Genomic DNA, 25,271 nt, shown 5'->3' on the forward strand with positions numbered 1-25,271 from the left:
CCTTAGACTACTCAGTATCAGGGTACTGTTTTCCCAATTTACGCTCTACCATCCAAGCCTGTGCAAGCTGAACCAGAGAACCTGGCTGAAAACCTCTATCCCGATTTTTTGCCCCAATACGAAACAACATGTTGTATTGGGCAAACAACGTTTTATACACCTCACCGAGAGTCGAGTTCGCATCCCAGATGTGGGCAGCTTCACTGCTTACCCCGTTAATCTCGACTACTTTGAAATTCTCTCCGTTACGAAATGAAGCTTCATCTGCAAAGCGAACATCAAACCTGCCGTAATAGAACCCATCTATGTCACTACACAACTTATCAAACTTTTTTGTGAGTCTTTCTGTTATTAAATGATTGCCAATGCGGAAAATAGCTCCCCTGGAATGACTGCCAGCAAATGCCAACCGAAACGGTTGCCCTGACGCTAAAACCATATCAAGGACTTTCTGGTGCCTTTTGAGGTAAAGATGGGAAAGCTGACTGGCCCTGCTATCTTTCTCAATCAATGTACGTAAACTGTCTTTCCCATTACCAAAAACATACGGCTGATACTTAAGTGTCAGTGAAAAAATGCGCCCGTAACTTTCACCGGGAATACGAATATAGAAAACACCAGCTTCGGCTTCCCATGGAATCAACTGTTGTAATAGAACTTTCGCCGAATCCGGAAAAGACAAAAGATACTGTTTTAACTCATACTCATTACGTACTATCTGAACCCCCTGTCCCCGACAGCCAAGATCCGGCTTTGCAATAATCGGATAGGTAAAACCATTTTGACTAATCAATTCATTAGCATGTTCCAATAATTCAGGTAAGCACTGACTACCGTTAATAAAGGTGCACCATGGTGCAATATATTCTTTGGCATAACTTCCAGCCTGTTTAAAGTTGTCAGATTTTGCCTCGCCAACCATTCCCCCAAGAAAGAAACCAGGATTGGCACACAGCGGAAGAGTCAAACTTCGATACCGTATCGCTTGAAAGAGCCATAGAAATGCAACTGGCAGATAAAATACCCAACCAGGCCAGAATTCAAAAAAAGCGATAGCCCGACGACGCTTTTCAAGTGGAGGCATACCAACGTGGGCTTTTTTACTGAGAAACGTCGAATTAACAGCTTGTTCTATCAGCTGACTATCTTCTTGGCTGGTGTCATTACTGATCATTATTACTCTCCAGACAAGCGTTAACATATTTTCGCAGTACTTGCTGCAGCAGGTATAGGAATAACAGGGCAAGCGGCAGTAAAAACAGGTTTCCCATTCCCGACAACTCCCACAGGGGAGCCCCGAACCAGAGCAGTCCGCCAAAGACCATTCCAGTCCACAAAACGCCGGCAACAAAAACAGCCCACAAGAAACTCTTCACTGATACACCCAGCCAGCCACTAGCCAAATAGCAGGGAAGTCGAAGACCTGGAGCAAAGCGCACAAAAAAGATCGTGATAAATAAGTTTGAAGAGAGCCAATGCTCAATGGAAGATGCTCTTTTTGATTCCCGCCACTTTCTCATAAAAGGTCTTGAACCTGCGTAATGGCCAAACAGGTACAGTAGAAAGTCTCCACTGGTTATTCCAGCAAGGAGAGCAACAAAAGCCAGCTCAGGAGGAATAATCTTATCGGCAGCAAGCAATGCTCCGGAAACAATGGCAGCATCTTCAAGGATATAAGTTCCAAAAAACAGAAGTATTCCTAAATGCCAGGTTGATAGATGGGCAAATCCGGAAAAGAGTGTCTCAAACACGAGATTGACCTATGAAATGTAGAGCAGCGTTAAATTAAAGAAGGTATTCAAGGTCAAGGTAGATCCCCCTGGCAGTTTTTGTTCTTATAATTTGCTTTCCAGAAGCACCACTTACTCTAAAGCACTTCTGGAAACCTCGTAAAGAGCAAGTTTACAGTTCTTAGACCAACCAAGAAAAAACGGCTTGTTAAGAATTCAAAGATCTGAATACATTTGTTTACAGAAGTGACTCAATTCAATTTTATTTTTAATAATGTTAAGAAAAAGACTATTTTTTAAGGGATTCCCATTGACAAGATGATATTTTTATCTGACCATCCATTCTGCACAAAGCCATTTATGTTTTGTACAAGAATTATCAAGCGTGCTTCTTATTCAGGTGTGATATGAAGCCCTCAAATATATCTAAGCGCTTTGATTACGATCTGGTTTTTCAAGTTACCGATTTGATTACATATCTGGCTGCCGGTTTCAGAACACTTATTATCATCCATTGAACAGGGGTTATACCGTGAATATTTTCGACGAAATTATGCACCGTCTGTCCAGCAAGACCCGCATCCGTTCTCTCTTCAAAGATGTTCATCTGGAAGACCTGGAGCGTATCCTCGAGCGTCTGCAGGCCATCACTGAAGAAAAGCGTACCTCCTACGAAGCAGAGCAGGCTAAGAACAAAGAGAAGGAAGAAAGCATTGAGCAGATCCGCCAAATGCTGGAAGCCAAGGGTCTGTCCCTGTCTGACCTGGGCGTAGCTGAAGATGATCAGCCTAAGAAACGTCGTAACGTTAGCAAGTACACCTTTGAGTACGTAACCAAGTCCGGTGACACCGTTCAGTGGTACGGTTCCACTACCGGTCGTCTGCCTAAAGACTTCCAGGCTTACCTGGACGAAACTGGCAAGAAGCGTCTGGACTGCGTAATTGGTGAAGAAGCTTAATTCTTCCTGAATACGAAAAAGGAGGCCAGTGGCCTCCTTTTTTATTGCTGGCATATTTGCCAAAAACAATTAACTGGCCTGAGGCAGGTTTCTAACCAACAGAGAGAACTCATCCGGCTTAATACCTTCCGGTATTGGCATCCGTACTTTATGGCCAGAGCCTGGTGCCGCACTCACCTTTTCACCCTGATTATTTTCGATATGTTCCAAAACAAAAGATCGGTTGCCCGCAGGTGTGAGCAACTCGACTGAATCACCAACCTCAAAACGATTCTTCACGTCAATGGTGGCAAACTCATCATCCGCATCAATCACTTCACCAACAAACTGCTGAAGATCACCCTGTGAGTTACCACGGTCGTAGTTCTGATATTCATCATGAACATGGCGACGATAGAACCCTTCGGTGTAACCACGGCTGGCCAGATTCTCCAGAGTATCCATCATACTCATATCAAACGGACGACCTGCAGCAGCATCATCAATAGTCTTACGATAAACCTGCGCAGTACGGGCCACGTAATAGTGGGACTTTGTACGCCCTTCAATCTTCAGGGAGTGTACGCCCATATTGGTCAGACGATGAACATGCTGAACTGCGCGCAGATCACGGGAGTTCATAATGTAAGTGCCGTGTTCATCTTCAAAAGCCGGCATATATTCATCCGGGCGGTTGGCTTCCTGCAATAGAACGATTTTATCTGTTGGTTCACCATGTCCCAGAGTTGGCTGTTTAGCTGGATCAAACTCAACCGGAACAACATCACCTTCCGGACGCTCCTTGGCATCATGAGCCTGGTACTTCCAGCGACAGGCATTGGTGCATGTTCCCTGGTTAGGATCACGACGATTCATATAACCGGAAAGCAGGCATCGACCTGAGTAAGCAATGCACAGTGAACCATGGACAAATACTTCCAGCTCAGTATCCGGGCACTCTTCATGGATTTCCTGAATCTCATCCAGAGACAGCTCACGGGAAAGAATAATCCGGCTGACACCCTGTTTAGCCCAGAACTTTACTGTGGCGAAGTTAACAACGTTAGCTTGAACAGACAGGTGTACTTCCATTTCCGGCCAGCGTTCACGCACCATCATCATCAACCCTGGGTCTGACATAATCAGGGCATCTGGCTTCATGGCGACCACCGGCTCCATATCTCTCATATAGGTTTTCACCTTGGAGTTATGGGGCGCAATATTACTGGCGAGATAGAACTTCTTACCCAGGTCATGCGCGTACTGGATACCGTTGGCCAGGTTGTCTGATTTAAAATCGTTATTTCTGACTCGCAGGCTGTAACGAGGCTGCCCGGCATAAACCGCATCGGCGCCATAAGCGAAGGCGTATCGCATATTGCGCAGAGTGCCGGCAGGAGACAGAAGTTCGGGCTTAATCATAGATACACCGTGCTATCTGGAAGGCGCGAATTGTACGCTTAGAATTCTATTAAGTACCCAGGCAGTTGCTTTCGAATATTATGGCGTGTGGATTTTTTCACCCTTCAAGGCGCAACGTCGGGAGCGTAGCCGTAGCTACGTGACCAAAGTTGCAACGCCGCAAGGGTGGAAAAAGACGCCGCTAGAATATATGAAAGCAACTGCCTGGGTGCTTATTTTAAGATATGAAAAAACCCGCACCAGGCGGGTTTTTTCACTTATCTGACGAGTGTCAGAAGAGGCTGCAAGCCCAGAAGCAGATCATTACTTGATCTTGGCTTCCTTAAAATCTACGTGCTTGCGAACCTTAGGGTCGTACTTCTTGAAAACAAGCTTGTCTGGGGTGTTACGCTTGTTCTTGGTAGTGGTGTAGAAGTAACCAGTACCAGCGGTAGAAACCAGCTTGATCTTTTCGCGAATAGCCTTAGCCATTGTCGTTATCCTCCAGAAAAAACAGTATTAAACGCGTTCGCCGCGAGCGCGCAGCTCGGCCAGAACAGTTTCAATACCCTTCTTGTCGATAATGCGCATACCTTTGGAGGAAACGCGCAGACGAACGAAGCGCTTCTCGGACTCTACCCAAAATCTATGGTAGTGCAGGTTAGGCAGAAAACGACGACGAGTTCTGTTTTTTGCGTGGGAAACGTTGTTGCCGACAGCTGGACGCTTGCCGGTAACCTGGCAAACTTTGGACATTTATTTAGCCTCTCTAACACTTGCTGGCCGACAACCCTGTACCAAATACCTAAGTAAAAAGTACCTAAGAATCAGCCAGCCAAGTTTTTTTACCGGATGTCGCCATATCAGACGACAGCTTAATCTTCTGGGGCACCAAGCAGTGATCCGGACTCAAAGACCCGGCTTTATACCAGAAAGGCATGTCCCTAGCAAGACAACAGCCCAATGCTTACAATTCAGCAACAGACTAAGGTAGCAGCTTTTTGCACTTTCGTCTCCATTGAATGATTTCTACATCAACCCGCGTTCTGCAAGGGATACAGTCATTCCATCACCTACCACCATATGATCCAGCACCCTAACATCGACCAGAGCAAGGGCATCACTCAGCCTTCTGGTTAAACGTATATCTGCGTCCGAAGGTTCGGCAATTCCTGAGGGGTGGTTATGGGCCAAAACAAGTGCTGCAGCGTTATGGGTCAGTGCCCTTTTAACAACTTCTCGTGGATAAACCGCCGCCCCATCAATTGTTCCCTGAAACAACTCTTCAAATGCCAATGGCCTGTGGCGATTATCCAGAAACAGGCAGCAGAAACATTCTGAGCTTCTATCCCGAAGATGGATCTGAAGATAAGCGCGAGTATGAGCAGGAGAAGTCAGCGCATTCTCTCTGAACAAAATTTCTTCCTGATAACGGCGAGCCATCTCCAAAACAGCCTGCAACTGTGCAAACTTGGCTGCACCCAGCCCCTTCTTGCTACAAAATGAGCCCCTGTCAGCCCTGAGAAGAGCCCTCAGACTGCCAAACCCCGTTAACAACTCTCTGGCTAAATCAACCGCAGAGCACCCCGCGACTCCTGTACGAAGGAAAATAGCCAGCAACTCTGCATCACTAAGACTGGTTGCTCCCCGGGCTAACAGCTTTTCCCTTGGCCGCTCATCTGCAGGCCAGTCTGATATAGCCAAGTCCCAAATCTCCCCCAATAATGAAACCAATCAAAGTAGTTGATCGTTATTCTCTTTACTCCCTTTATTGCTCGTGGAAGTCCTGCATTCGCCCGAAACGACATCAGGTGGATATAATGGACAGATTTACAGATTCAAGAACGAAACGACAAACTTATGCACAGGCTTAATAACAAGCGAATTCTGGTAGGTATTACCGGAGGTATTGCAGCTTATAAATCTGCCGAAATGGTTCGCCACCTTATAAAAGCTGGCGCTGAAGTTCATGTCATTATGACCAGCGCTGCCTGCGAGTTCATCACGCCACTGACCATGCAGGCGCTTTCCGGTAATATCGTTCACACCAGCATGCTGGATCCGAAAGCTGAAGCAGGTATGGGCCATATTGAGCTGGCCAAATGGGCAGATGCGGTGCTGATTGCTCCCGCCAGCGCCGATTTTATTGCCCGCATGGCTGCAGGTATGGGCGATGACCTTCTGGCAACCATGTGCCTGGTTACCCAGGCTCCTATTTACCTGGGGCCTGCCATGAACCAGGGCATGTGGATGGATGCCGCTACACAGCACAACTGTGAGGTTCTGCGAAGCCGTGGCGTGACTCTGTTTGGACCGGATAAAGGCTTCCAGGCCTGTGGTGACGTTGGCCCTGGCCGGATGCTTGATCCGTTGACTCTGGTTGAGATGCTTGCAGAGCAGTTCTCCACAGGCGCACTGGCTGGCCGCAATGTGGTTATCACAGCAGGGCCAACCCAGGAAGCTATTGACCCGGTTCGTTATATCTCCAACCACAGCTCCGGAAAAATGGGTTTTGCCCTGGCCAAAGCAGCAGCAGAAGCCGGAGCCTCTGTAAGGTTAATTTCGGGCCCGGTTCATCTTCCGACTCCAGACAGAGTCGAGCGTATTGATGTTACCAGCGCCCGTGATATGCACGCAGCAGCAATGCAGCAGACTTCCGACAGTGATATCTTTATCAGCTGTGCAGCTGTTGCTGATTTCCGTCCTGAAACAGTCGCTGAAATCAAAATCAAGAAAGACCCTGACAGCCCTAACGAAGGCATGACTGTCAGCCTGGTTCGCAACCCGGATATTGTGGCCTCTGTTGCCGCCAAGGAAGACCGGCCTTTTGTGGTTGGCTTTGCAGCAGAAACCGGTAATGTTATTGAATACGCCAAAGATAAGCGCAAGCGTAAAAATCTTGACCTGATCGTGGCAAATGATGTCAGTGACACCAGCATCGGATTTAATAGTGATGATAATGCCGTCACACTGATTGGTGCAGATATCGAGGAACCCCTGCCCAAATGCTCAAAGCGCCAGCTGGCAGGTCAGCTGATTGAAATGATTGCCCAGTTCTACAGCCAGTCTCAAGAACAGCAATCCCAGGCTGAAACCACACAACACACGGAAGAGAGTGCCTAATATGCATCTGAAAACGAAAGTTCTTGATCATCGCCTGGGTAGTGAATTTCCGCTGCCAGTCTATGCTACTGATGGTTCAGCTGGTTTGGACCTCCGTGCAATGGTTGAGGAAGCCACAACTCTGGAGCCAGGGCAGACTCTCTTGATCCCCACCGGCCTCGCCATTCATTTGGAAGATCAGGGCTTTGCAGCCATGATTCTGCCCCGCTCTGGGCTGGGTCATAAACATGGAATTGTACTCGGTAACCTCACAGGCCTGATCGATTCTGACTACCAGGGGCAACTGTTTGTCTCCTGCTGGAACCGGGGAAATACAACTTTCACCATCAACCCGGGAGAGCGTATTGCCCAGATGATTATTGTCCCGGTAGTTCAGGCAACACTGGATATCGTGGAAGACTTTGACGAAACCGATCGCGCTGATGGTGGTTTTGGCTCCTCTGGCCGTAAATAGTTCCTATAGTTAACAGGTTGGGCCAGTTTTTCTGACCCGGCCTGTAACAACCAAATCCCACAAGAAATAGAGCTGTAAAAAGCCAGGAAAGGAACGACTGGCAGAGAATAAGAGTCGATGGAGCAGGCATGGCATCAGCGGGGAAGTCGGCCAAAAAGCCGTCAGCCAAAACAAAGCCGCCAGCTATAAAAGCAGCACAACAGAAGATTCAGCAGTATTTTGATTTCGCCACCAGCTATCTGGAAAAAGTGATTCCGGACAGTCTGGCGGAAAAACTCGCCCCAAAGAAAAGCACCTCCTCAGACACCAATGATCAACAGCCCAAGAAAGGGCCTCTTAAACCAAGCACAACAATCAGCCTCCTTCTTGAGCAACTTCCCATTAGTGGATCAGCGGCGGGAGCCTTTGTTATTTTCTGCCTTCTTCTTTTGCTCCAGACGATCTACAGCCCGGGCCAGAGCCAGATTGAAGAACAAGTCGAACGAGTCGGCCAGAATGCAGTCAGACAATTGCAACTTGCCTTAAGCAATGCTCAAAGCACCGTTAACGCCATTGCTCTACAACCCCAGGTAATTACCCGTCTCAATAGCCACAAAGGGTTCGGTCTGGGCATGAAGGTCAAAAACTTGGAAGACCTGCTGACCTCAGGAGCTCCTCACAGTACAGCCATCCAGATCTATCCCCGGGAACTTGGCCCTGAAATCACACCAAGCATGGGCTTTGCGGCCCTGGATGTTGTTCGGCGTACTCTAGAAGGTAGCCCCCCAAGAGTTGAAGCCGCACACTCAGGAAATCAATGGCAGGTTTTGGCAAGCAGCCCGGTGTCCCAGGATGGACAGATTATTGGAGCTGTCTTGTTGTCCTTTGGCTTGCCTTATGTCAAAGAGCCTCTCGAACTCGCAGATCCTTCGATTGGACAGTTGAAGGTATTCCAAAGTCATGAGGTAACCGGCGAACCGATCTTTTCTTCAGGGCAACCCACAGTAGCCTCTGGTCATAGTTGGAAAATAACGCTTCCCGGAACTGCCTGGACTATTGCTTTCAACCCCTCAGAAAGCTTTATGGACGAATTCTCTCGTCCCATATGGCCTTTATTTCTTGTAATGGTCGCAGGGCTGGCAGCGATAGCTGGTGCTGCATTTCATTCCACGATCCAGATCCGCAAGAAGGCTGATGAGGATTTTTCCCTCACTCAGACAATTTTTAAAAATCTGAGTTCAGGCATCGCAGATGAAAACAGCAACTTCAATTTCCGGTTTGCCCAGAACACCGTTGATAACGTCATTCAATTCTTTGCAGGCCAGTTACCTGATATCTCCAAGGTCTCCCAGAAACAGTCTAATGACCAACCAGAACTTCCTCCCATGCCTGGCAAAGATATGAAGTTCGATGCGAGAGTCCTTGAAAAGATTCAGGCTGAAGAGGCGGAGAAGATTCCAGCTTCAATCTTTCGAGCTAATGATATTCGAGGGGTCGTTGAGAAAACCCTGACCGACAGTGCAGTCACTCTTATTGGTCAGGCGATTGCGTCTGAAGCCCATGCCAGAAACGAAAAAACGATTGTCGTCGCAAATGACAGTCGCCTGTCCAGCCCCATGCTCAAAGCCTCCTTGATCAAGGGACTGGTTGCTTCCGGCTGTAACGTGATATCCATAGGAACTGTCCCGACACCCGTGCTTTATTTTGCAACTCATGTTCTGGATGCTCATTCCGGCGTCATGATCACAGGAAGCCATAGTGCTCCTGACTATAACGGCTTAAAAATTGTGATCGGTGGACACCGGCTGGTTGGCGATGAAATAACTGACCTGTATCGGCGAATTGTTGAAAGTGACTTCATGAGTGGTCATGGAAGTGTTTCAACAGAAGAGATGATTTCACGGTATCAGAAACATGTTCTCAATGACGTGGTACTTCCCCGCCCGCTGAAAGTTGTTGTTGATTGTGGCAATGGTGTTGCTGCCAAGATTGCTCCTCGACTGTTTGAGCAGCTCGGCTGTGAAGTCATTCCATTGTACTGTACTGCAGACGGTACTTTTCCTCACTACAACCCAGATCAATCTCAAACAGCGTCAAAGGGGCTGGAAAAACTCATCAAAGATGTAAAAGAACACAAAGCCGATATGGGCTTCTCAATTGACGGGGATGGAGACAGGGTCGGGTTTGTCACCAATGCAGGAAACGTTATTTACCCTGATGAGCTACTGATGCTGCTTTCCCGAGATGTCCTTTCACGCAACCCCGGAGCCAATATAATATTTGACGTGAAGTCGACCCGGCGCCTGTCATCACTGATCAATAATTGTGGTGGACGCCCTGTTCTATGGAAATCCGGGCACTCTTTCATCAAACAAAAGATGGTGGAAACTAACGCCCTCCTGGCTGGGGAAATGAGCGGACATATTTTCTTTAAAGAGCGCTGGTTCGGTTTTGATGATGGTATATACAGTGCGGCACGCATTGCTGAAGTTCTGGCCAACGAAGCAGATGCAGCTGAAATGGTTTTTAAAACACTACCCAGCGCAGAATCCACTTCAGAACTTTTTATCCCTGCCAGTGAAGCTAATAAATTCGGCCTGATTGAACGATTGAAAAAAGAAGGTGAGTTTGGCGATGCCAGCATCACAACTATTGATGGTATTCGCGCTGATTACCCCTGGGGCTGGGGATTGGCACGAGCATCAAATACCACCTCGGCCTTGACCCTGAGGTTCGAGGCTGACGACAATGAGGGACTTGAGCGCATCAAGACTCTGTTCAAAAAACAACTGCTGGCCCTCGATCCGGAACTAAAAATCCCATTCTAGGATCTTATTCCACAGCAGTAACGGGAACAAAAGATCATGACAGACAGCAACAACAATAAATCTGATATTGCCCACATCCTGACCGAAGCCCTTCCCTATCTTCAACGGTTTGCCAGTAAAACCATTGTTGTAAAATATGGCGGCAATGCCATGGAAAGTGAGGAACTGCAAAACAGCTTCGCCCGTGACATTGTGCTTCTGAAAGCGGTGGGTATAAACCCGGTTGTGGTACACGGCGGAGGACCACAGATTGGGGAATTACTCGAACGACTTAATATTAAGACACGTTTTGTCGATGGTATGCGTGTCACAGACAGTGAAACCATGGACGTTGTCCAGATGGTTCTGGGTGGCCTGGTTAACAAAGAGATTGTCAGTCTTATCAATAAGAATGGTGGGCGGGCAATCGGTATCACCGGTAAAGACGGTGACTTTATCTGGGCCCAGAAGCTTCACAAAATCTCAGATTCAGACACAGCCTCAGCCGGGGGGCGAGAAATTATCGACATCGGGCATGTTGGTGAGGTAAAAGCTATTAATACAGATATCCTTACCATGCTCGAAAAATCGGATTTTATTCCGGTTATTGCTCCGATAGGTGTCGATGATCATGGGAAATCCTATAACATTAACGCCGATCTGGTGGCAGGTAAGGTTGCTGAGGTTCTTCATGCAGAAAAATTGATTCTGCTGACCAACACCCGAGGGGTGCTGGATGACAATGGCAAGACAATAACCGGTTTAAATGTGGAGCAGGTTAACGAGCTGATCAAGGATGGCACCATACATGGTGGCATGCTTCCAAAAATTCAGTGTGCGCTTGATGCCGTACGCTCCGGCGTTAACGCAGCCCATATTATTGATGGCCGGGTTATTCATGCTTTGCTTCTGGAAATATTCACCGAACAGGGCGTTGGTACTTTGATCAGTTCAACACCCTCATCATCAACGCGTAACACGTAGCACCGAATGGACAAAGCACAGCAAAAAGATTTGCAAAAGGAAACTGTCTCCCGAAAGGACAGGCTTTCGCGCAAAGACCAGATTTTGCAGGCTCTGGCACATATGCTCGAGAGCAATCCTGGAGAACGCATTACGACTGCCCGACTGGCGCAGGAAGTCGGCGTGTCTGAAGCCGCTCTCTATCGCCACTTCCCCAGTAAAGCCAAGATGTTCGAAGGACTGATTGGCTTTATTGAAGATTCTTTGTTTTCCAGAGTTTCCCGAATCATCAACGAAGAAGAGCATGCCCTGGTTGCCTGCCAGCGAATTCTGACCCTGCTGCTGATCTTCTGTGAAAAGAACCCCGGGCTGACCCGCATCCTCACCGGTGATGCCTTGAATGGTGAAACTGATCGTTTGCGAACTCGTATTGTTCAACTGTTTGAGCGCCTTGAGACCCAGATTCGCCAGATTCTTCGGGATGCTGAGATCAAGGACGGCTTACGTACCCAGATGACTCATACTGCTACAGCGAACATGCTGCTGGCTCTGGCAGAAGGCCGGATTAATCAGTTTGTCCGCAGCCGGTTCCGACGCAAGCCCTCAGAAAACTGGGATGATCAGTGGAAAGCGATCAGCCAGGGTGTTTTTCGCAATTAGCGTTTCGTACCTTTCCAAATAGCAATTTATGCCGGCCATCGTGTCGGCATAATTTTTTGTTCTATTGGTTCGATTGAAGAGGAGGAGAGATTTACTGGGAATCTTTCTGGAATTTTTCGGACTTTTCTCCCCAGAACAGAGAGAGAACACCGTCCTGGAAATCAAGAACTGGGTAGCGCTCTTCTTTCGCTAAAGGCTTACGGCTCTCCTTGCCATTCTTGATGGTTTCCTGACGGAAATAGACCACGACAATATCTTTATCCCGGCTGAAGGACCAGTTCCCGACCAGTCGCTCACTTTTTGATACCTGCAGAATAAAGCGCCCTTCCGGGTTTGCACTCCAGCGTATTACTCCCGGATGCTTACCTACAGGGCGCCAGTTCCCTATCACCTGCTTATCTGTGAACAGCAGGTTCTTGTTCCTGGAAACTTCTTCCCCCTCAACCAGGAAGCGCACTCGTTCGGCTTTGAGGGCATATTCTGCCCGCATCTTATCCTTTTCCTTGTTGTACTCCTGAGCCTGGATCTGGATTCGGAATAGCTCGGCAGCAATGTTTTTCAGCTCCGTCAGCAGGTTTTGAGGAACCTTTTTTCCTCCGCGCTCCAGACGGGCAGCTTCTGCCTGCTTACGCTCCTGCTGAAGTTTCAGACGCTCGGTATTACTGGTCAGTACAAGGATGCGGGTATCAATCTCCTGCAGCAGCCGCCGCAAGGCAAACTCCACATCGTCTGCAGAGCTGTAAAGGCGAAGCAATTCTTCATCACTTTCAGACTGCTTCTTTTCACGGAGTTTCTTCTGGAGGGTGAGTTGCTTTTGAAACTTCTGAATCTGGATAGCTTCATCACTTAATTGAGGCGCAACGGTTTCAAGCACCCGTCCAGTGTCGGTCAGGACTTCATATCCACGCTTGGCGGCTTCTTTGGGAACCTGTGTGGCAATTACCGTTTCGCCATTTTTATCGACATAACGATAGAAATACTGCCCTGTGTACTCAGCGGCGTCAGAAATACTGAGATAACCAAACGCCGCCAGCACCAGAAATACAGATTTTTTAATAGCCTTTATCTTTTTATTGAATTCCATATTTCCGGCGATAGTCATCAATCGCCTGAGCGAATTGATTGAGCCTATCATCTTCGCAGATGTATTCCATTACCTGCTCCAAACTGACAATACTTATTACAGGAATATTATAATCCCTTTCCACCTCCTGAATGGCGGAAAGTTCCCCTTTACCCTTTTCCTGACGGTTAAGGGCAATCAGAACACAGGCTGGGCTGGCACCGCATTGATGAATCAAATCCATTGACTCACGAATAGCCGTTCCCGCTGTAATCACATCATCAATGATGGCAATTTTCCCCTGAAGCGGAGCTCCAACGAGATTACCGCCTTCCCCATGATCCTTGGCTTCCTTGCGGTTAAAGCACCAGGGAACATCTCGGTCATGATGATCAGCCAGAGCCACTGCTGCTGCAGAAGCCAGGGGGATACCTTTATAAGCCGGACCAAACAGCACGTTGTATTCAACCCCGGCATCTGTCAGTGCCTCTGCATAATAACGGCCGAGAGCAGCCAATGCTTTACCACTGTTGAACAGGCCAGCATTAAAAAAGTAGGGAGACTGGCGCCCTGATTTCAGGGTGAATTCACCAAATTGAAGAACCTGGTACTCGATAGCGAAGCGGATAAAGTCGCGCTGATAGGGTTTCATAGCGTCTCTGGGTGAAATGATTATTGGAATTCAATGGAACAGCGTACTGCCCCGGTTATTCTATCAGCAAATCGAAGAAACACCGCTACCACAAGGGATGGAACACCTGCCATACCCTCCAAGACGAAAGTAAACACCCCAAAAGATCCCGTAAAGGTACTTAGACTATTCGTATAGTCTTACTTTCCCACCCTCGGTATCATACCGTCATATTAATTTGCATTTCGGAAAGCCATTGTTTGAGTGCGTTTGTAAACACTTCTTTACAAATTACAGCTTCGCAGTGCCTTTTCCCGCCATCAGGCTGATTCTGCCCACAGCCTCTGAGAGATAAGAACAGAAGGCGAAAATTCGGACAGAACCTGTGCCGATCAAGGCGGATAGTACAGGACCCAGCATGAGAATTATCAGCTTCAACTGTGAAGGGATAACAAGCGCAGCTGAAAAAGGCTTTTTTTCCTGGGCTCAGGAACAGGACGCCGATGTCATCTGTTTACAGGATATCAGAGCCTCTGAAAGCCAACTGATTGATGCGCCCTTTAATCCAGAGGGATATTTCAGCTATTTCTTTGATGGTTATGACACCAGTGCCAGCCAGGGTGGCATCGCACTGTATACCCGTGTACCTCCCAAGGCCATTATCACCGGACTGAATATTCCTGAAGCAGATGCTTGCGGGCTTTACCTTCAAGCGGACTTCGACAAAATCAGTATTGGCAGTCTGATGGTTCCTGAGCCAGAAGATTCTTCTGACATTTCTCAGAACACGAAGTACCGCTTTATGGATGAATACCTGCAGTATCTGAACAAGCAGCGCCGTAAGCGCCGTGAGTTTATTACCTGCGGCTCATGGAATGTCGCACACAAGAAGATCGACCTGGCCAGCTGGCGTGATTATCAGGAGTCTCCCGGCTTTATGCCTGCAGAGCGCGCCTGGATGGATGAGATTGTTAATGGTCTGGAATATGTCGATACCTATCGTGAAGTCGATCGCGAAGGCGGCAAATACACTTTCTGGTCAAACGAGGGTGACCGTGAGATCAACCAGGGCCGTCGTTACGATTACCAGATCGCAACGCCCAGCATGCGCCATCGGGTTCTGAGCTCAGGTATCTATACCCATGATATCTTCTCCCGTCATGCCCCTGTTATTGTTGATTATGAGTGGGAACTCTCATTTTAATTTTATCTTGCTGGCATTCTTGATTCAGGCCATTGTCTTTTAAAGAAGATAACAATGGCCTGAATCAGAGCAATGAGTCAGGGAGCTTCCAGCGCGTTACGCTGAATATCCAGAAGGTCATTAATACCCTTGCGAGCCAGTGTCAGCATGGCATCCATTTCGTCCTGATCGAAAGGAGCGCCTTCAGCAGTTCCCTGCACTTCGATAAAGCCACCTTTTTCAGTCATGACGACATTCATATCTGTTTCAGCGTTTGAATCCTCGGCGTAATCCAGATCAAGAACGGCATTGCCGTTGTAAATGCCAACAGAAACAGAAGCAATCAACTGCTTGAGTGGATCATCACGAATGATTTTGTTTCGCTGCATATGACGCAGGCAATCAATCATGGCTACACAAGCTCCGGTAATGGAAGCTGTACGTGTACCACCATCAGCCTGAATAACATCACAATCAACGGTGATGGTATTGTCACCCAGGCGCTTAAGGTCAACAGCAGCACGCAGAGAGCGACCAATAAGACGCTGAATCTCCAGTGTACGTCCACCCTGCTTGCCACGGGAAGCTTCACGGTTGTTACGTTCACCGGTAGCACGGGGCAGCATGCCATATTCTGCCGTCACCCATCCCTGATTGGTTCCTTTCAACCATCGCGGAACATTCCGGTCAAGGCTGGCAGTACAGATCACCTTGGTATCACCAAACTCAACCAGTACGGAACCCTCGGCATGCTTGGTGTAGTGGCGGGTAATTTTGATTTCGCGCAGTTCATCTGCAGCACGACCGCTGGGGCGCATAATTCCACCTCATATTTCAAATTGAAACGGATTATAACGCCAAATATCCTTATCTATTTAATAAAGACAGCTATTTTTTCTAATCAATCAGGATTGGGCCCCACTCATCTGAGAGCATTTCTCTTGCTTTAGATATTGAAGGCCGGGCAGCAGGGTCATCTGCCGTCATTTGTTGCAGTACTGGTATGATGTACTCAATTCCCGCATCAATGCCTTTTTTGGTCAAATTCCATTGGACTGGACAGGCTTTTTCCAGGCGCTCTTTCGGTTGAGGTTTCATCAAACCACATACTTCCAGGGCCCTGACAACAGTCATACCTGCAGCATAAACATCTGATGCTTCATTCTGTTCTTCCCTGCGCCATACCTCCGGAGCCCTGTAATAAGATGTTCCACTCCTATTGTGCAGGGGAAAACTAAAATCTAACTGCTCAGAAAACCCTAAATCAATCAGGCGGGAATACCCTTCATCATCCACAACAATATTTCCAGGCTTTAAATCTCTGTGAACAAAACCCTGCTGGTGCATATATTCAACACCTTCAAATGCCTGAAGCAGGTAATGCATCCATTGATGAATATTCATGCCATCAGGAGTAGCACCATCAGCTTTATTTAAATCCAACCCACCATAAGGCTGCCAGATATGACACTCCGCGCTATCGCCGTGATTTCTTTCCTCACTTTTAATGACGGGAACGATCCGAGGGTGTGATAGATGCTGATGGTTAACGATTTCCCTGGTGAAACATGACTGAGCCCTGCCGACAGAAGCGGCCTGATCATCTTTATTTTCAAGTCTTCGGTACTTTCTTCTACCAACAACCTTTCCACTTGAAAGAACCTTGTGAATAACTCTTACTGAGGTTCTGTCAGAACGACGCCTGTAAGTTTCAGATTGAACCTCACTGATACAAGAGCCATCATTTCTCAACTGCAGCCTTTTTTGAACATAACTATATCTTTTGCCAAGGTATCTGCTTCTTTTGACCTGCCTTGTTCCAAGCTGGGCAACAAGTTCATCAGGAATATCAAACCCTGCGTTTATGGCGGCATTTCCAACTGGACCAACGGATTCAGAAAAACCAGAATCATGACTGCTCTCGCTGGTTTCCTCAGTGTTCATATAAGGGTTGAAAAAATAACCTGTAACAGCTGAGAGCATCCTTATACCTCCTGAAGATTCCATTCAAACTCCAGAAAAGGTATCGGGACAAAACCCACATCAAAAGACGACTTTAGTAGCCCCCAACTCTTGAAAGCTTTGAGCCGAGCTTAAAAAAACAAGCGCCTTTCTCAATAATTCTTCTATTTTTTGAAAAAGCAGTGGGATCGTTATAACAACAGTGAATAAATCTATACAATGGCAGGATTTATTTACTCACCGGTTTGGAACCACTAAACCATGACCGCAAGCATGACCGCATTCGCACGGGTCGAGACAAGCCACGACTGGGGCTCACTCGTGTGGGAAATCCGTACTGTTAACCACCGATATCTCGAGCCCCACTTCCGTCTTCCGGAAAGCATGCGGGAAATTGAACCCCGACTGCGTGAACAGCTGCGCAAGAACCTGAGCCGGGGAAAGGTGGAGTGTGGACTGAAGATCCAGCTGTCTGAAAGCTGCGATCAGATCTCCGTCAACCAGGCTGCCCTGAAGCATATGAATGCAGCCCTGGTAGCTATCAGCGAGACCGTTGAAAGAACAGCCAAAGCCAACCCAATGGAGATCCTGCGCTGGCCTGGAATTCTGAATCAGGATGCTGCTGATGTCAGCCAGATCCAGAAAGATGCTTTAGGGGCGTTCTCAAACGCCATGAAGCAGATCCAGGAGACCCGCAACCGTGAGGGTGCCGAACTCAAACAGTTCATCATGCAGCGCCTGGAGAGCATTTCCAGTGAATGCAAGGTTGTACGCAAGCATATGCCGGAGCTGCTTCAGGCTCAGCGGGAGAAGATCACCCAGCGCCTCGCAGATGCCGGCGTAGAGATTGACCAGAATCGACTGGAACAGGAACTGGTATTCCTGGCCCAGAAAGCCGATGTCGATGAAGAACTCGACCGCCTGGAAACTCACTGCAACGAAGTGACCCGCGTTCTGAACAGCAAAGGCGCGATTGGTCGCCGCCTGGACTTCCTGATGCAGGAACTGAACCGGGAAGCCAACACCCTTGGCTCAAAAGCAGTCGGTGTGGAAGTTACCCAGAGCGCAGTTAATCTGAAAGTTCTGATTGAACAGATGCGCGAACAGATCGGCAATATCGAATAGAAAACCCGGAACCTTTTGAAAGACTTGAGATTATGAGCAAGGGCACCCTATACATCGTTGCAGCACCATCTGGTGCCGGTAAAACCAGTCTGGTTACAGAGCTGGTGAATACTACCAAGTACATTACCGTGTCTGTTTCCCATACCACTCGCCCTATGAGAGAGGGTGAAAAAGATGGGGTGAATTACAACTTCACCTCCATTGATGAATTCCAGCATATGATCGGCCAGGGCGTCTTCCTGGAACATGCCGAGGTCTTTGGCAACTTCTACGGAACCTCACAGGCCTGGGTTGAGGAACAACTGGAAAAAGGCATTGACGTTATTCTGGAAATCGACTGGCAGGGAGCTCAACAGGTTCGCCGCCTGATGCCGGAAGTACTGGGTATCTTTATCCTGCCTCCTTCCCAGAAGGAGCTGCATAAGCGCCTGACAGGCCGCGGACAGGACGATGAGAACGTTATTGCTCACCGCATGGCCAAGGCCGTGAGTGAAATGTCCCACTTCAATGAGTTCGACTACATCATCATCAACGATGATTTCGAGGACGCTCTCTTTGACCTGAAGGCTGTGATTCGCAGCAAGCGCCTTGGACTGGACTTCCAGAAGGGATACCGCAAGGATCTGATCAAAGATCTGCTGCACTAAAAGCCTCTATGGCTAGCCGGAGGCTGCCTCCGGCTGTTATAGTGCGAGCGCTCATAACCTGAGCCCAGATTCACTAAATTGGTATGATTGGATCACTGTGTAACCACTTAGTCAGCAATTTTTCCCGCCCGATGCCCACAAATGTAGGTGAAATCCTTGTCATTATCGCCAATCATTAAGTAAACTGGCAGTTTGCGGATAGCTGCCGGTGTGGCTGCTGGCGCGGTCGCTGGTAAGGTCACTAACTGGACCGGCCTGTAGCCCGATATTACCGCAGATACCCCCGTAAAGTCCTTGATGAGAGAGTGGAGCACCCGTGGCGCGAGTAACCGTTGAAGACTGCCTGGAACACGTAGACAATCGTTTTGAGCTGGTTATGGCCGCGAGCAAGCGTGCCCGCCAGTTAACCATTGGTGGAAAGGACCCCAAGGTACCCTGGGAAAACGACAAGCCCACAGTTGTGGCACTGCGTGAAATTGCAGACGGCGTAATCGACCCCAAAGCCATCGACCGCGAAGACCAGGAAGATGACGAAGCAGGTCTGCTGCTGGCTGGCCTGGAAGGCTAACCCCATACCCGTCCTGTACAGGTATTCAGACGCGATGCCCGCTGCTTGGTTTGTGATCAGGAAGCAGTAAACCCCTGAAAGGAGGAGCGGGTATTGTCGTCAATTACAGACCTGGCTCACAGACTCAATTCCTATTTAACGTCGGCGCAAATTAATCAGGTTCGCCGCGCATATTATTACGCGGAACAAGCCCACGACGGCCAGAAACGCCGCTCGGGTGAACCTTACGTTACGCACCCTCTCGCTGTTGCCGGCATTCTTGCAGATATGCATATGGACCATCAGTCCCTGATGGCTGCCATGCTGCATGATGTTATTGAAGACACAGGTATTCCCAAAACAGCTCTGGCCAAACAGTTTGGTGAAACTGTTGCCGAGATTGTTGATGGTGTCAGTAAGCTGACCCATATCGAATTCGAAGACAAAACCCTGGCTCAGGCTGAAAACTTCCAGAAAATGGCTCTGGCCATGGCGAGAGATATCCGGGTTATTCTGGTTAAACTCGCTGACCGCCTGCACAACATGCGCACTCTTGGCGTGCTCCGCCCTGACAAGCGGCGACGAATAGCCAAGGAAACACTCGATATCTACAGCCCCATTGCCCAGCGTCTGGGCATGCACCAGATGAAGATCGAGTTTGAAGATCTTGGCTTCTCAGCCATGTACCCCATGCGGGCCAACCTTCTTCTGAAAGCTGTGCGCAGAGCCCGCGGCAACCGCTCCGAAATCGTCAACTCCGTTGTTGAAAGCATCAATAACCGTCTTGAGAAAGAGGGGCTGAAAGGCCGGGTTATGGGGCGTGAGAAACATCTCTACAGCATTTATTCCAAGATGAAGGAGCAAAGGAAATCCTTCTCGGAAATCATGGATGTGTTTGGTGTGCGCATCATCGTGGACAGCGTCGACAGCTGCTACCGCACCATTGGTCTGGTTCATAACCTGTTCAAACCCATTCCCGGACGCTTCAAAGATTACATCGCCATTCCCAAGGCTAACGGTTACCAGTCTCTGCATACCACTCTGTTTGGTCTGCATGGTATTCCTGTGGAAATCCAGATCCGCACCCAGGAAATGGAAGATATGGCCAACAATGGGATTGCTGCCCACTGGCTATACAAGAGTGGTGATGAAGCGCTTATCGGTAGCCAGAGCCGCACTCACTCCTGGCTTCAGAATCTGCTGGAACTGCAACAGACTGCTGGTAACTCTCTGGAGTTTATTGAGAACGTTAAGGTCGATCTGTTTCCGGATGAGGTTTACGTCTTCACGCCTCAGGGCGACATTATGGAGCTGCCTCGCGGAGCGACACCCGTCGACTTTGCCTACACCGTTCATACAGATATTGGTAATACCTGCGTAGCCTGCCGGATCGACCGCAAGCTGGCCTCTCTCAGCCAACCACTGGACAGCGGTGAAACCGTCGAGATCATCACGGCACCGGGAGCACGTCCAAATGCAGCCTGGCTGAATTACGTTATTACCAGTAAAGCCCGGTCCAATATTCGTCATTATCTGAAGAACCAGAGAGAAGCAGAGTCCATTGCTCTGGGTAAACGCCTGCTGAACAAGGTACTGGTCAGTCTCGGCAGCAGCCTTGACCAGGTTTCCCAGAACAGTCTTGAAGCCGTACTGGCCTACACCGATTGCATCAGACTGGATGACCTGCTGGCTGATATTGGTCTGGGCAACCGGATGGCTTACGTCATCGCCCGCCGTCTGCTGGATATTCAGCTGATGGAGCCGGATCAGCTTGATACGTCCAACCCTGAGAAGCCTTTAACCATTAAAGGTACCGAGGGGATGATTATCAGCTTTGCCCGCTGCTGCCATCCGATTCCCGGCGATCCGGTTATTGGTCATGTCAGTTCCGGTCGTGGACTGGTGATTCACACAGAGACCTGCCCGAATATCGCTGAAATCCGCCACAGCCCTGAAAAAATCCTGGAAGTAGACTGGGATAAAAATGTTCAGGGCGAATTCCTGGTTGAACTGAATGTTGTTGTAGAACCACAGAAAGGCATGATTGCATCAATGGCAACAGCTATTACCGCAGCCAATGCCAGCATTGAGAAGATTGGTGTGGAAGAGCGCAGTGTGAAACTGACCCATGCCCAGGTTCTTATCTGCGTTCAGGATCGCATTCATCTTGCCCAGATCATCAAGCGCCTGCGTACCATTCGTGGTGTTCACTCCATAAGCCGGACAAAAGAAAGCTAACTCTTACTCGTTGTATATGTCTCATTACAGGTGGCACGCAGTTCCAACCAGGTACCTACTCAAAACAAACTTGTGGCAACTATTCTGGTCACCAGTCAATCAGGTCTTTAATAAATGCGAGTCAGGGCGGTTAAATTCTGCATTTTTCCACCGAATTTATGCTCTGGACTCACTTTCGGTGAGGTGACATTCTGCGTGTCCCCTCCTCGTATAACTCGAGAATCTTCTAATGAGCAACAAGCAAATTATTCATTCCGAAAAAGCACCTGCCGCTATCGGTACTTACTCTCAGGCCGTAAAGGTTGGTGGCACTGTTTACATTTCCGGCCAGCTGCCTATGCTGGCGGAAACCATGGAAATCGTTGAAGGTGACTTCAAAGCCAAAGCTCGTCAATGCTTTGAAAACCTGAAAGCTATTGCAGAAGCTGCCGGTGGTTCCCTGCAGGACTCCGTGAAGATCAACATCTCCATGACTGACCTGTCCAACTTCCCAATGGTTAACGAAGTAATGGCAGAGTACATCCAGGAGCCTTACCCAGCTCGCGCCGCAGTTGGCGTAAAAGAGCTGCCAAAAGGCGCTCCTGTAGAGATTGAAGCTATCCTGGCTCTCTCCTCTCTGTAAGACTAAAAGTCGGGTTTTAACACCCGGCTTTTACCTCACACAGTCACCAGTCGGTGCTTGTTGAAGTATCGGTCCAGCAGCTTAAAGAAAGCCATAAACATCCAGCTGATAAGCAGATAAATAGCACCCGCTGCGATGTAGATTTCCTCAGGTGTGTAGGTTCGGGCAATGATTGTCCTGGCCATCCCCGTTAAGTCCAGAAGCGTAATCGTACTGGCAAGGGCACTTCCCTTAAGCATCAGAATAATTTCATTACTGTAAGCTGGCAGCATAATGCCAAATGCTCTGGGCAGAAGAATACACCTGTACATGGTGAACTTTCTCATCCCCATAACACGGCAGGCTTCAACCTCACCAGCAGGAATGGCTTGCAAGGCTCCCCGCAGAATTTCAGCAATATAGGCTGTGGTATGCAGGCCCAGTGTGATCACTGCGCACCAATAGGGTTCTCGCAGAAACGGCCACAGTGCACTGTTCTTAACCCATTCAAACTGGGACAGGCCGTAATAGATCAGAAAAATCTGAATCAGCAATGGTGTCCCACGAAAGAAGAAGATGTAAAGACGGGGGAACTGGTTTATACAACGTTTGTTGGATATTCGGGCCAGAGCCATTGGTATGGCCAAAATGATTCCAATAAAACCCGACAAAACCACCAGCTGTAGGGTCACCCAGGCACCATCAATCAGGCGGGGGTAATATTCAGCAACAACAGACCAATCCATACCCCTACTCCTTCACCAAATGGGATGAGGCTGCATCCGTTGGGTGTTCATGTTTACGCGACTGTTCTTCCATATACCTCAGCAGCGTCGTGGTAATAACAGTCAGGCCAAGATACATAACCGCTGCCGTCAGGTACCAGGTGAAAGGCTCACGGGTCGCGTTAACAACCATGGAGGTTTTCCGGGTTAGCTCTTCCAGACCAATAACAGAAATCAGCGCCGTATCTTTCATCAAAATCAAAATCAGATTTCCAAGACCGGGAAGTGCTATTCGCCATGCCTGTGGAAGGACAATGCCAAAAAAGACCCGGAATCGGCTTAAACCCAGCGCCTGGGCGGCTTCAGTCTGGCCCTTATGAATAGCCAGAAAGGCTCCACGGAATACTTCTGTTGCGTAGCCTCCAAAGGTCAGACCAAGAGCGATTACACCGGCAATAAATGGATTCAGTTCGATATAATCGTGATAGCCAAACCATGATGCGATAGCCATCAACAATCGACTGGAGCCGAAATAGATTAGAAAGACAATGAGAAGTTCGGGGATACCTCGAATAACACCAACATATGCTCCCCCTATTGCCCTGAAGGGAAGGAAGCTGGACAGTCTGGCCGTAGCTCCCAGAAGACCCAGAGCAATACCAAGAAACGTAGCAGCCAGTGTCACCCGGACCGTCATCATGGTTCCGGCTAAAAGCTGGGCCATAAATCCATCAAAAAACGCTTCAATACTCAAAACGAATTACCGCTTTCGCTTGTTAGTGCCCGTGACCGGGCCAGAGTTCCACCGGCCCGATCATGACTACGCGTTAATAAATTGAGAACGGGAAATACTTCTGGTTGATTCTTTCGTAAGTTCCATCTTTCAAAATTTCCTGCAAAGCCTGGTTCAGGCGCTGCTTAAGAGGATCTTTCTTGCGCACAGCAATACCAATCTGATCATCCTTGGCAAAAGCTTCCCCCTTAAACTCAAAGCTCTTACCCTTATCGCTGCTCAGCCAGTTCCATGTGGGCAATTCATCGGAAAGAGCGCCATCCAGGCGACCGGCAAGAAGATCTAGGTATACACCTTCCTGAGTGTCATAGAGTTTTACGGTTACAACGTCCGAGAAGTTATCCTCAAGATATTGCCCGCCAATGGTTCCGCGCTGGGCACCAACGACCTTCCCTTTCAACCCTTCTCTGGTGGTATCAAAGGTCTTGTTCTTCGGCCCCATAAAACGCAGACCACCAGAATAATAGCGCTCAGTGAAATCAACCTGCTTCAAACGCTCTTCGGTGATGGACATGCTGGCAACAATCGCGTCAAACTTTCGAACCTTGAGCGAGGGGATCAAACCATCCCAGTCCTGGGCCACAACCTCACACTCAACTTTCATTTTGGCGCACAGAGCGTTGGCAATATCGACATCAAAGCCTGCCAGCCGACCTTTTTCATCTACAAAATTAAAGGGAGCCCAGGCTCCCTCTGTCGCGATACGAATTTTTTCTCCAGCCATCGCAACTGAGCCAGCAATAACACCAGCCACCAGCACTCCGGCTTTTACCCATCTATTTATTTTTGAGAGATATTTTTCCTCACCTCTAGTAATGGCAAATATCTCTCCGCGCTCACGGCTGCTTATTGTCATTATTCAGCTCTTTCTCGTTATTGTGTTTTATTACCGTTGCCAGCGCGGCTACTAAACGGCTGTAGCCAAGAACTTACGACAACGTTTTGATTTCGCCTTTTTGAAAATCTCTTCAGGTTTGCCATCTTCCTCAATGCGTCCGTTGTGGAGAAAGATGACCCGGTCAGAGACCTCCCGGGCAAATTTCATTTCATGGGTCACGATAAGCATCGTGCGGCCTTCTTCCGCCAGACTGCGCATAACACCCAGCACATCACCCACCAGCTCAGGATCAAGTGCAGACGTTGGTTCATCAAACAGCATGACCTGGGGTTCCATGGCGAGAACCCGCGCTATGGCCACGCGCTGCTGCTGTCCACCGGATAGTTGTGATGGGAAATAGTCACGACGATCAGCCAGCCCTACCTTTTCAAGCAGGCTTTCTGAAAACCCCTCAACTTCTCTTTTATTTTTCTTGAGAACACTGACCGGGGCTTCCATGATATTTTCCAGCACAGTCTTGTGCTGCCAGAGATTGAACCCCTGAAAGACAAACCCGAGGCGGGAGCGGATTTTTGCCAGCTGCTTTTGGTCAGTGGGGCAGAGAACACCTTTCTTCTTTTTCAGCTTCAGTACTTCGCCATTAACCGAAATACTTCCCTTATTGGGTTTTTCAAGCAGATTAATACAGCGAAGAAGTGTGCTCTTACCAGAACCACTGGAACCAATAATGGATAAGACGTCACCATCACGGGCTTGAAGTGATATTCCCCGGAGAACCTTCAGGTCGCCATAGCGCTTATGAATATTGCTCACTTCGAGAGCAACGGGTACCTGAGACATCTTTATCAGCCCTGCTTTTATTAT

At 48.5% G+C, this 25,271-nt stretch carries 26 protein-coding genes; 12 read left to right on the forward strand and 14 right to left on the reverse strand.

Annotation, left to right across the window (positions count from 1 at the left end; genetic code table 11):
- Window positions 1-7: 7 nt before the first annotated feature.
- Together M3P05_RS07135 and M3P05_RS07140 are read right to left on the reverse strand one after the other, a co-directional pair.
- A complete protein-coding gene (locus M3P05_RS07135) occupies window positions 8-1,174 on the reverse strand; it encodes an ATP-grasp domain-containing protein (RefSeq protein ID WP_249698788.1) in 1,167 nt (388 codons plus the stop codon).
- Window positions 1,164-1,751: a DedA family protein gene (locus M3P05_RS07140; protein WP_249698789.1), complete on the reverse strand. Its 588-nt coding sequence runs from the start codon at window positions 1,749-1,751 to the stop codon at window positions 1,164-1,166. The genes M3P05_RS07135 and M3P05_RS07140 overlap by 11 nt, the downstream gene beginning before the upstream one ends.
- Before the next feature lie 511 nt (window positions 1,752-2,262).
- Between M3P05_RS07140 and M3P05_RS07145 the strand changes: the two genes are divergently transcribed.
- Window positions 2,263-2,688, forward strand: coding sequence for an H-NS family histone-like protein (locus tag M3P05_RS07145; protein WP_249698791.1), 426 nt, complete (start codon window positions 2,263-2,265; stop codon window positions 2,686-2,688).
- 69 nt (window positions 2,689-2,757) lie between these two features.
- On the opposite strand, the gene trhP is transcribed toward M3P05_RS07145, so the two are convergent.
- From trhP to radC, 4 genes are all read right to left on the reverse strand, one after another.
- A complete protein-coding gene (trhP, locus tag M3P05_RS07150; RefSeq protein WP_249698793.1) occupies window positions 2,758-4,089 on the reverse strand; it encodes a prephenate-dependent tRNA uridine(34) hydroxylase TrhP in 1,332 nt (443 codons plus the stop codon).
- Window positions 4,090-4,392: 303 nt separating this feature from the next.
- Entirely contained in the window at window positions 4,393-4,560 is a 168-nt protein-coding gene (gene rpmG, locus M3P05_RS07155) for a 50S ribosomal protein L33 (RefSeq protein WP_155160589.1), read from the reverse strand.
- Between the two features lie 27 nt (window positions 4,561-4,587).
- A complete protein-coding gene (gene rpmB / locus M3P05_RS07160) occupies window positions 4,588-4,824 on the reverse strand; it encodes a 50S ribosomal protein L28 (RefSeq protein ID WP_249698794.1) in 237 nt (78 codons plus the stop codon).
- Window positions 4,825-5,097: 273 nt separating this feature from the next.
- Entirely contained in the window at window positions 5,098-5,772 is a 675-nt protein-coding gene (gene radC / locus M3P05_RS07165; RefSeq protein WP_249698795.1) for a RadC family protein, read from the reverse strand.
- Between the two features lie 156 nt (window positions 5,773-5,928).
- On the opposite strand from radC, the gene coaBC reads away from it, so the two are divergent.
- The 5 genes from coaBC (at window position 5,929) to slmA (ending at window position 12,054) form a co-directional block, all read left to right on the forward strand.
- Window positions 5,929-7,191, forward strand: a complete 1,263-nt coding sequence (coaBC, locus tag M3P05_RS07170; protein WP_249698796.1) for a bifunctional phosphopantothenoylcysteine decarboxylase/phosphopantothenate--cysteine ligase CoaBC — start codon at window positions 5,929-5,931, stop codon at window positions 7,189-7,191.
- A gap of 1 nt (window position 7,192) precedes the next feature.
- Complete coding sequence (dut, locus tag M3P05_RS07175; RefSeq protein ID WP_249698797.1) at window positions 7,193-7,645, forward strand: dUTP diphosphatase; 453 nt, start codon at window positions 7,193-7,195, stop codon at window positions 7,643-7,645.
- 128 nt (window positions 7,646-7,773) lie between these two features.
- Window positions 7,774-10,452 (forward strand): phosphomannomutase/phosphoglucomutase, encoded by a 2,679-nt coding sequence (locus M3P05_RS20955; RefSeq protein ID WP_283777714.1) that lies wholly within the window; start codon window positions 7,774-7,776, stop codon window positions 10,450-10,452.
- A 36-nt stretch (window positions 10,453-10,488) separates the two neighbouring features.
- Window positions 10,489-11,415, forward strand: coding sequence for an acetylglutamate kinase (argB, locus tag M3P05_RS07185; RefSeq protein ID WP_249698798.1), 927 nt, complete (start codon window positions 10,489-10,491; stop codon window positions 11,413-11,415).
- Between the two features lie 6 nt (window positions 11,416-11,421).
- A complete protein-coding gene (slmA, locus tag M3P05_RS07190) occupies window positions 11,422-12,054 on the forward strand; it encodes a nucleoid occlusion factor SlmA (RefSeq protein WP_249698799.1) in 633 nt (210 codons plus the stop codon).
- Window positions 12,055-12,145: 91 nt separating this feature from the next.
- Here the strand turns inward: slmA and M3P05_RS07195 are convergent, their stop codons facing one another.
- Complete coding sequence (locus M3P05_RS07195; protein ID WP_249698800.1) at window positions 12,146-13,138, reverse strand: hypothetical protein; 993 nt, start codon at window positions 13,136-13,138, stop codon at window positions 12,146-12,148.
- Complete coding sequence (gene pyrE / locus M3P05_RS07200) at window positions 13,125-13,769, reverse strand: orotate phosphoribosyltransferase (protein ID WP_249698802.1); 645 nt, start codon at window positions 13,767-13,769, stop codon at window positions 13,125-13,127. The genes M3P05_RS07195 and pyrE overlap by 14 nt, the downstream gene beginning before the upstream one ends.
- A 397-nt stretch (window positions 13,770-14,166) precedes the next feature.
- Here pyrE and M3P05_RS07205 point away from each other — a divergent pair, with 397 nt between their 5' ends.
- Window positions 14,167-14,952: an exodeoxyribonuclease III gene (locus M3P05_RS07205; protein ID WP_249698803.1), complete on the forward strand. Its 786-nt coding sequence runs from the start codon at window positions 14,167-14,169 to the stop codon at window positions 14,950-14,952.
- A gap of 77 nt (window positions 14,953-15,029) precedes the next feature.
- Here M3P05_RS07205 and rph read toward each other — a convergent pair whose 3' ends face one another.
- Together rph and M3P05_RS07215 are read right to left on the reverse strand one after the other, a co-directional pair.
- Window positions 15,030-15,749, reverse strand: coding sequence for a ribonuclease PH (gene rph, locus M3P05_RS07210; protein WP_249698805.1), 720 nt, complete (start codon window positions 15,747-15,749; stop codon window positions 15,030-15,032).
- A gap of 79 nt (window positions 15,750-15,828) precedes the next feature.
- Window positions 15,829-16,914 carry a protein kinase domain-containing protein gene (locus M3P05_RS07215; RefSeq protein ID WP_249698806.1) on the reverse strand — a complete coding sequence of 362 codons (1,086 nt, stop codon included), beginning with the start codon at window positions 16,912-16,914 and terminating at the stop codon, window positions 15,829-15,831.
- Between the two features lie 240 nt (window positions 16,915-17,154).
- Between M3P05_RS07215 and M3P05_RS07220 the strand changes: the two genes are divergently transcribed.
- From M3P05_RS07220 to M3P05_RS07240, 5 genes are all read left to right on the forward strand, one after another.
- Window positions 17,155-18,018: a YicC/YloC family endoribonuclease gene (locus M3P05_RS07220; RefSeq protein ID WP_249698807.1), complete on the forward strand. Its 864-nt coding sequence runs from the start codon at window positions 17,155-17,157 to the stop codon at window positions 18,016-18,018.
- Window positions 18,019-18,050: 32 nt separating this feature from the next.
- Entirely contained in the window at window positions 18,051-18,665 is a 615-nt protein-coding gene (gene gmk, locus M3P05_RS07225) for a guanylate kinase (protein WP_249698808.1), read from the forward strand.
- A gap of 316 nt (window positions 18,666-18,981) precedes the next feature.
- Entirely contained in the window at window positions 18,982-19,233 is a 252-nt protein-coding gene (rpoZ, locus tag M3P05_RS07230; RefSeq protein ID WP_249698809.1) for a DNA-directed RNA polymerase subunit omega, read from the forward strand.
- A gap of 93 nt (window positions 19,234-19,326) precedes the next feature.
- Window positions 19,327-21,450: a bifunctional GTP diphosphokinase/guanosine-3',5'-bis pyrophosphate 3'-pyrophosphohydrolase gene (gene spoT / locus M3P05_RS07235; protein ID WP_249698810.1), complete on the forward strand. Its 2,124-nt coding sequence runs from the start codon at window positions 19,327-19,329 to the stop codon at window positions 21,448-21,450.
- 229 nt (window positions 21,451-21,679) lie between these two features.
- On the forward strand, window positions 21,680-22,072 hold the full coding sequence (locus M3P05_RS07240) for a RidA family protein (protein ID WP_249698811.1): 393 nt from the start codon (window positions 21,680-21,682) through the stop codon (window positions 22,070-22,072).
- Window positions 22,073-22,107: 35 nt separating this feature from the next.
- On the opposite strand, the gene M3P05_RS07245 is transcribed toward M3P05_RS07240, so the two are convergent.
- The 4 genes from M3P05_RS07245 to M3P05_RS07260 all read right to left on the reverse strand — a co-directional run bounded on the left by M3P05_RS07245 (window position 22,108) and on the right by M3P05_RS07260 (window position 25,247).
- Window positions 22,108-22,797 (reverse strand): ABC transporter permease, encoded by a 690-nt coding sequence (locus tag M3P05_RS07245; protein ID WP_249698812.1) that lies wholly within the window; start codon window positions 22,795-22,797, stop codon window positions 22,108-22,110.
- Between the two features lie 4 nt (window positions 22,798-22,801).
- Complete coding sequence (locus tag M3P05_RS07250) at window positions 22,802-23,530, reverse strand: ABC transporter permease (protein WP_249698813.1); 729 nt, start codon at window positions 23,528-23,530, stop codon at window positions 22,802-22,804.
- Window positions 23,531-23,603: 73 nt separating this feature from the next.
- Window positions 23,604-24,425: an ABC transporter substrate-binding protein gene (locus tag M3P05_RS07255; RefSeq protein ID WP_249698815.1), complete on the reverse strand. Its 822-nt coding sequence runs from the start codon at window positions 24,423-24,425 to the stop codon at window positions 23,604-23,606.
- 51 nt (window positions 24,426-24,476) lie between these two features.
- Window positions 24,477-25,247 (reverse strand): ABC transporter ATP-binding protein, encoded by a 771-nt coding sequence (locus tag M3P05_RS07260; protein WP_249698816.1) that lies wholly within the window; start codon window positions 25,245-25,247, stop codon window positions 24,477-24,479.
- Window positions 25,248-25,271: the final 24 nt, after the last annotated feature.

It is taken from the genome of Parendozoicomonas callyspongiae (genome assembly GCF_023502345.1).
In the GTDB taxonomy this organism is placed as follows: domain Bacteria; phylum Pseudomonadota; class Gammaproteobacteria; order Pseudomonadales; family Endozoicomonadaceae; genus Sansalvadorimonas; species Sansalvadorimonas callyspongiae.

Coding starts and splice junctions, on each gene's coding strand:
- M3P05_RS20955 (WP_283777714.1), top strand. CDS start 7,774: ATGGCATCAGCGGGGAAGTCGGCCAAAAAGCCGTCAGCCAAAACAAAG.
- rpmB (WP_249698794.1), bottom strand. CDS start 4,824: ATGTCCAAAGTTTGCCAGGTTACCGGCAAGCGTCCAGCTGTCGGCAAC.
- trhP (WP_249698793.1), bottom strand. CDS start 4,089: ATGATTAAGCCCGAACTTCTGTCTCCTGCCGGCACTCTGCGCAATATG.
- rpmG (WP_155160589.1), bottom strand. CDS start 4,560: ATGGCTAAGGCTATTCGCGAAAAGATCAAGCTGGTTTCTACCGCTGGT.
- M3P05_RS07260 (WP_249698816.1), bottom strand. CDS start 25,247: ATGTCTCAGGTACCCGTTGCTCTCGAAGTGAGCAATATTCATAAGCGC.
- M3P05_RS07220 (WP_249698807.1), top strand. CDS start 17,155: ATGACCGCAAGCATGACCGCATTCGCACGGGTCGAGACAAGCCACGAC.
- M3P05_RS07195 (WP_249698800.1), bottom strand. CDS start 13,138: ATGGAATTCAATAAAAAGATAAAGGCTATTAAAAAATCTGTATTTCTG.
- argB (WP_249698798.1), top strand. CDS start 10,489: ATGACAGACAGCAACAACAATAAATCTGATATTGCCCACATCCTGACC.
- gmk (WP_249698808.1), top strand. CDS start 18,051: ATGAGCAAGGGCACCCTATACATCGTTGCAGCACCATCTGGTGCCGGT.
- M3P05_RS07135 (WP_249698788.1), bottom strand. CDS start 1,174: ATGATCAGTAATGACACCAGCCAAGAAGATAGTCAGCTGATAGAACAA.
- M3P05_RS07240 (WP_249698811.1), top strand. CDS start 21,680: ATGAGCAACAAGCAAATTATTCATTCCGAAAAAGCACCTGCCGCTATC.
- rph (WP_249698805.1), bottom strand. CDS start 15,749: ATGCGCCCCAGCGGTCGTGCTGCAGATGAACTGCGCGAAATCAAAATT.
- M3P05_RS07255 (WP_249698815.1), bottom strand. CDS start 24,425: ATGACAATAAGCAGCCGTGAGCGCGGAGAGATATTTGCCATTACTAGA.
- M3P05_RS07215 (WP_249698806.1), bottom strand. CDS start 16,914: ATGCTCTCAGCTGTTACAGGTTATTTTTTCAACCCTTATATGAACACT.
- pyrE (WP_249698802.1), bottom strand. CDS start 13,769: ATGAAACCCTATCAGCGCGACTTTATCCGCTTCGCTATCGAGTACCAG.
- slmA (WP_249698799.1), top strand. CDS start 11,422: ATGGACAAAGCACAGCAAAAAGATTTGCAAAAGGAAACTGTCTCCCGA.
- M3P05_RS07205 (WP_249698803.1), top strand. CDS start 14,167: ATGAGAATTATCAGCTTCAACTGTGAAGGGATAACAAGCGCAGCTGAA.
- M3P05_RS07245 (WP_249698812.1), bottom strand. CDS start 22,797: ATGGATTGGTCTGTTGTTGCTGAATATTACCCCCGCCTGATTGATGGT.
- dut (WP_249698797.1), top strand. CDS start 7,193: ATGCATCTGAAAACGAAAGTTCTTGATCATCGCCTGGGTAGTGAATTT.
- coaBC (WP_249698796.1), top strand. CDS start 5,929: ATGCACAGGCTTAATAACAAGCGAATTCTGGTAGGTATTACCGGAGGT.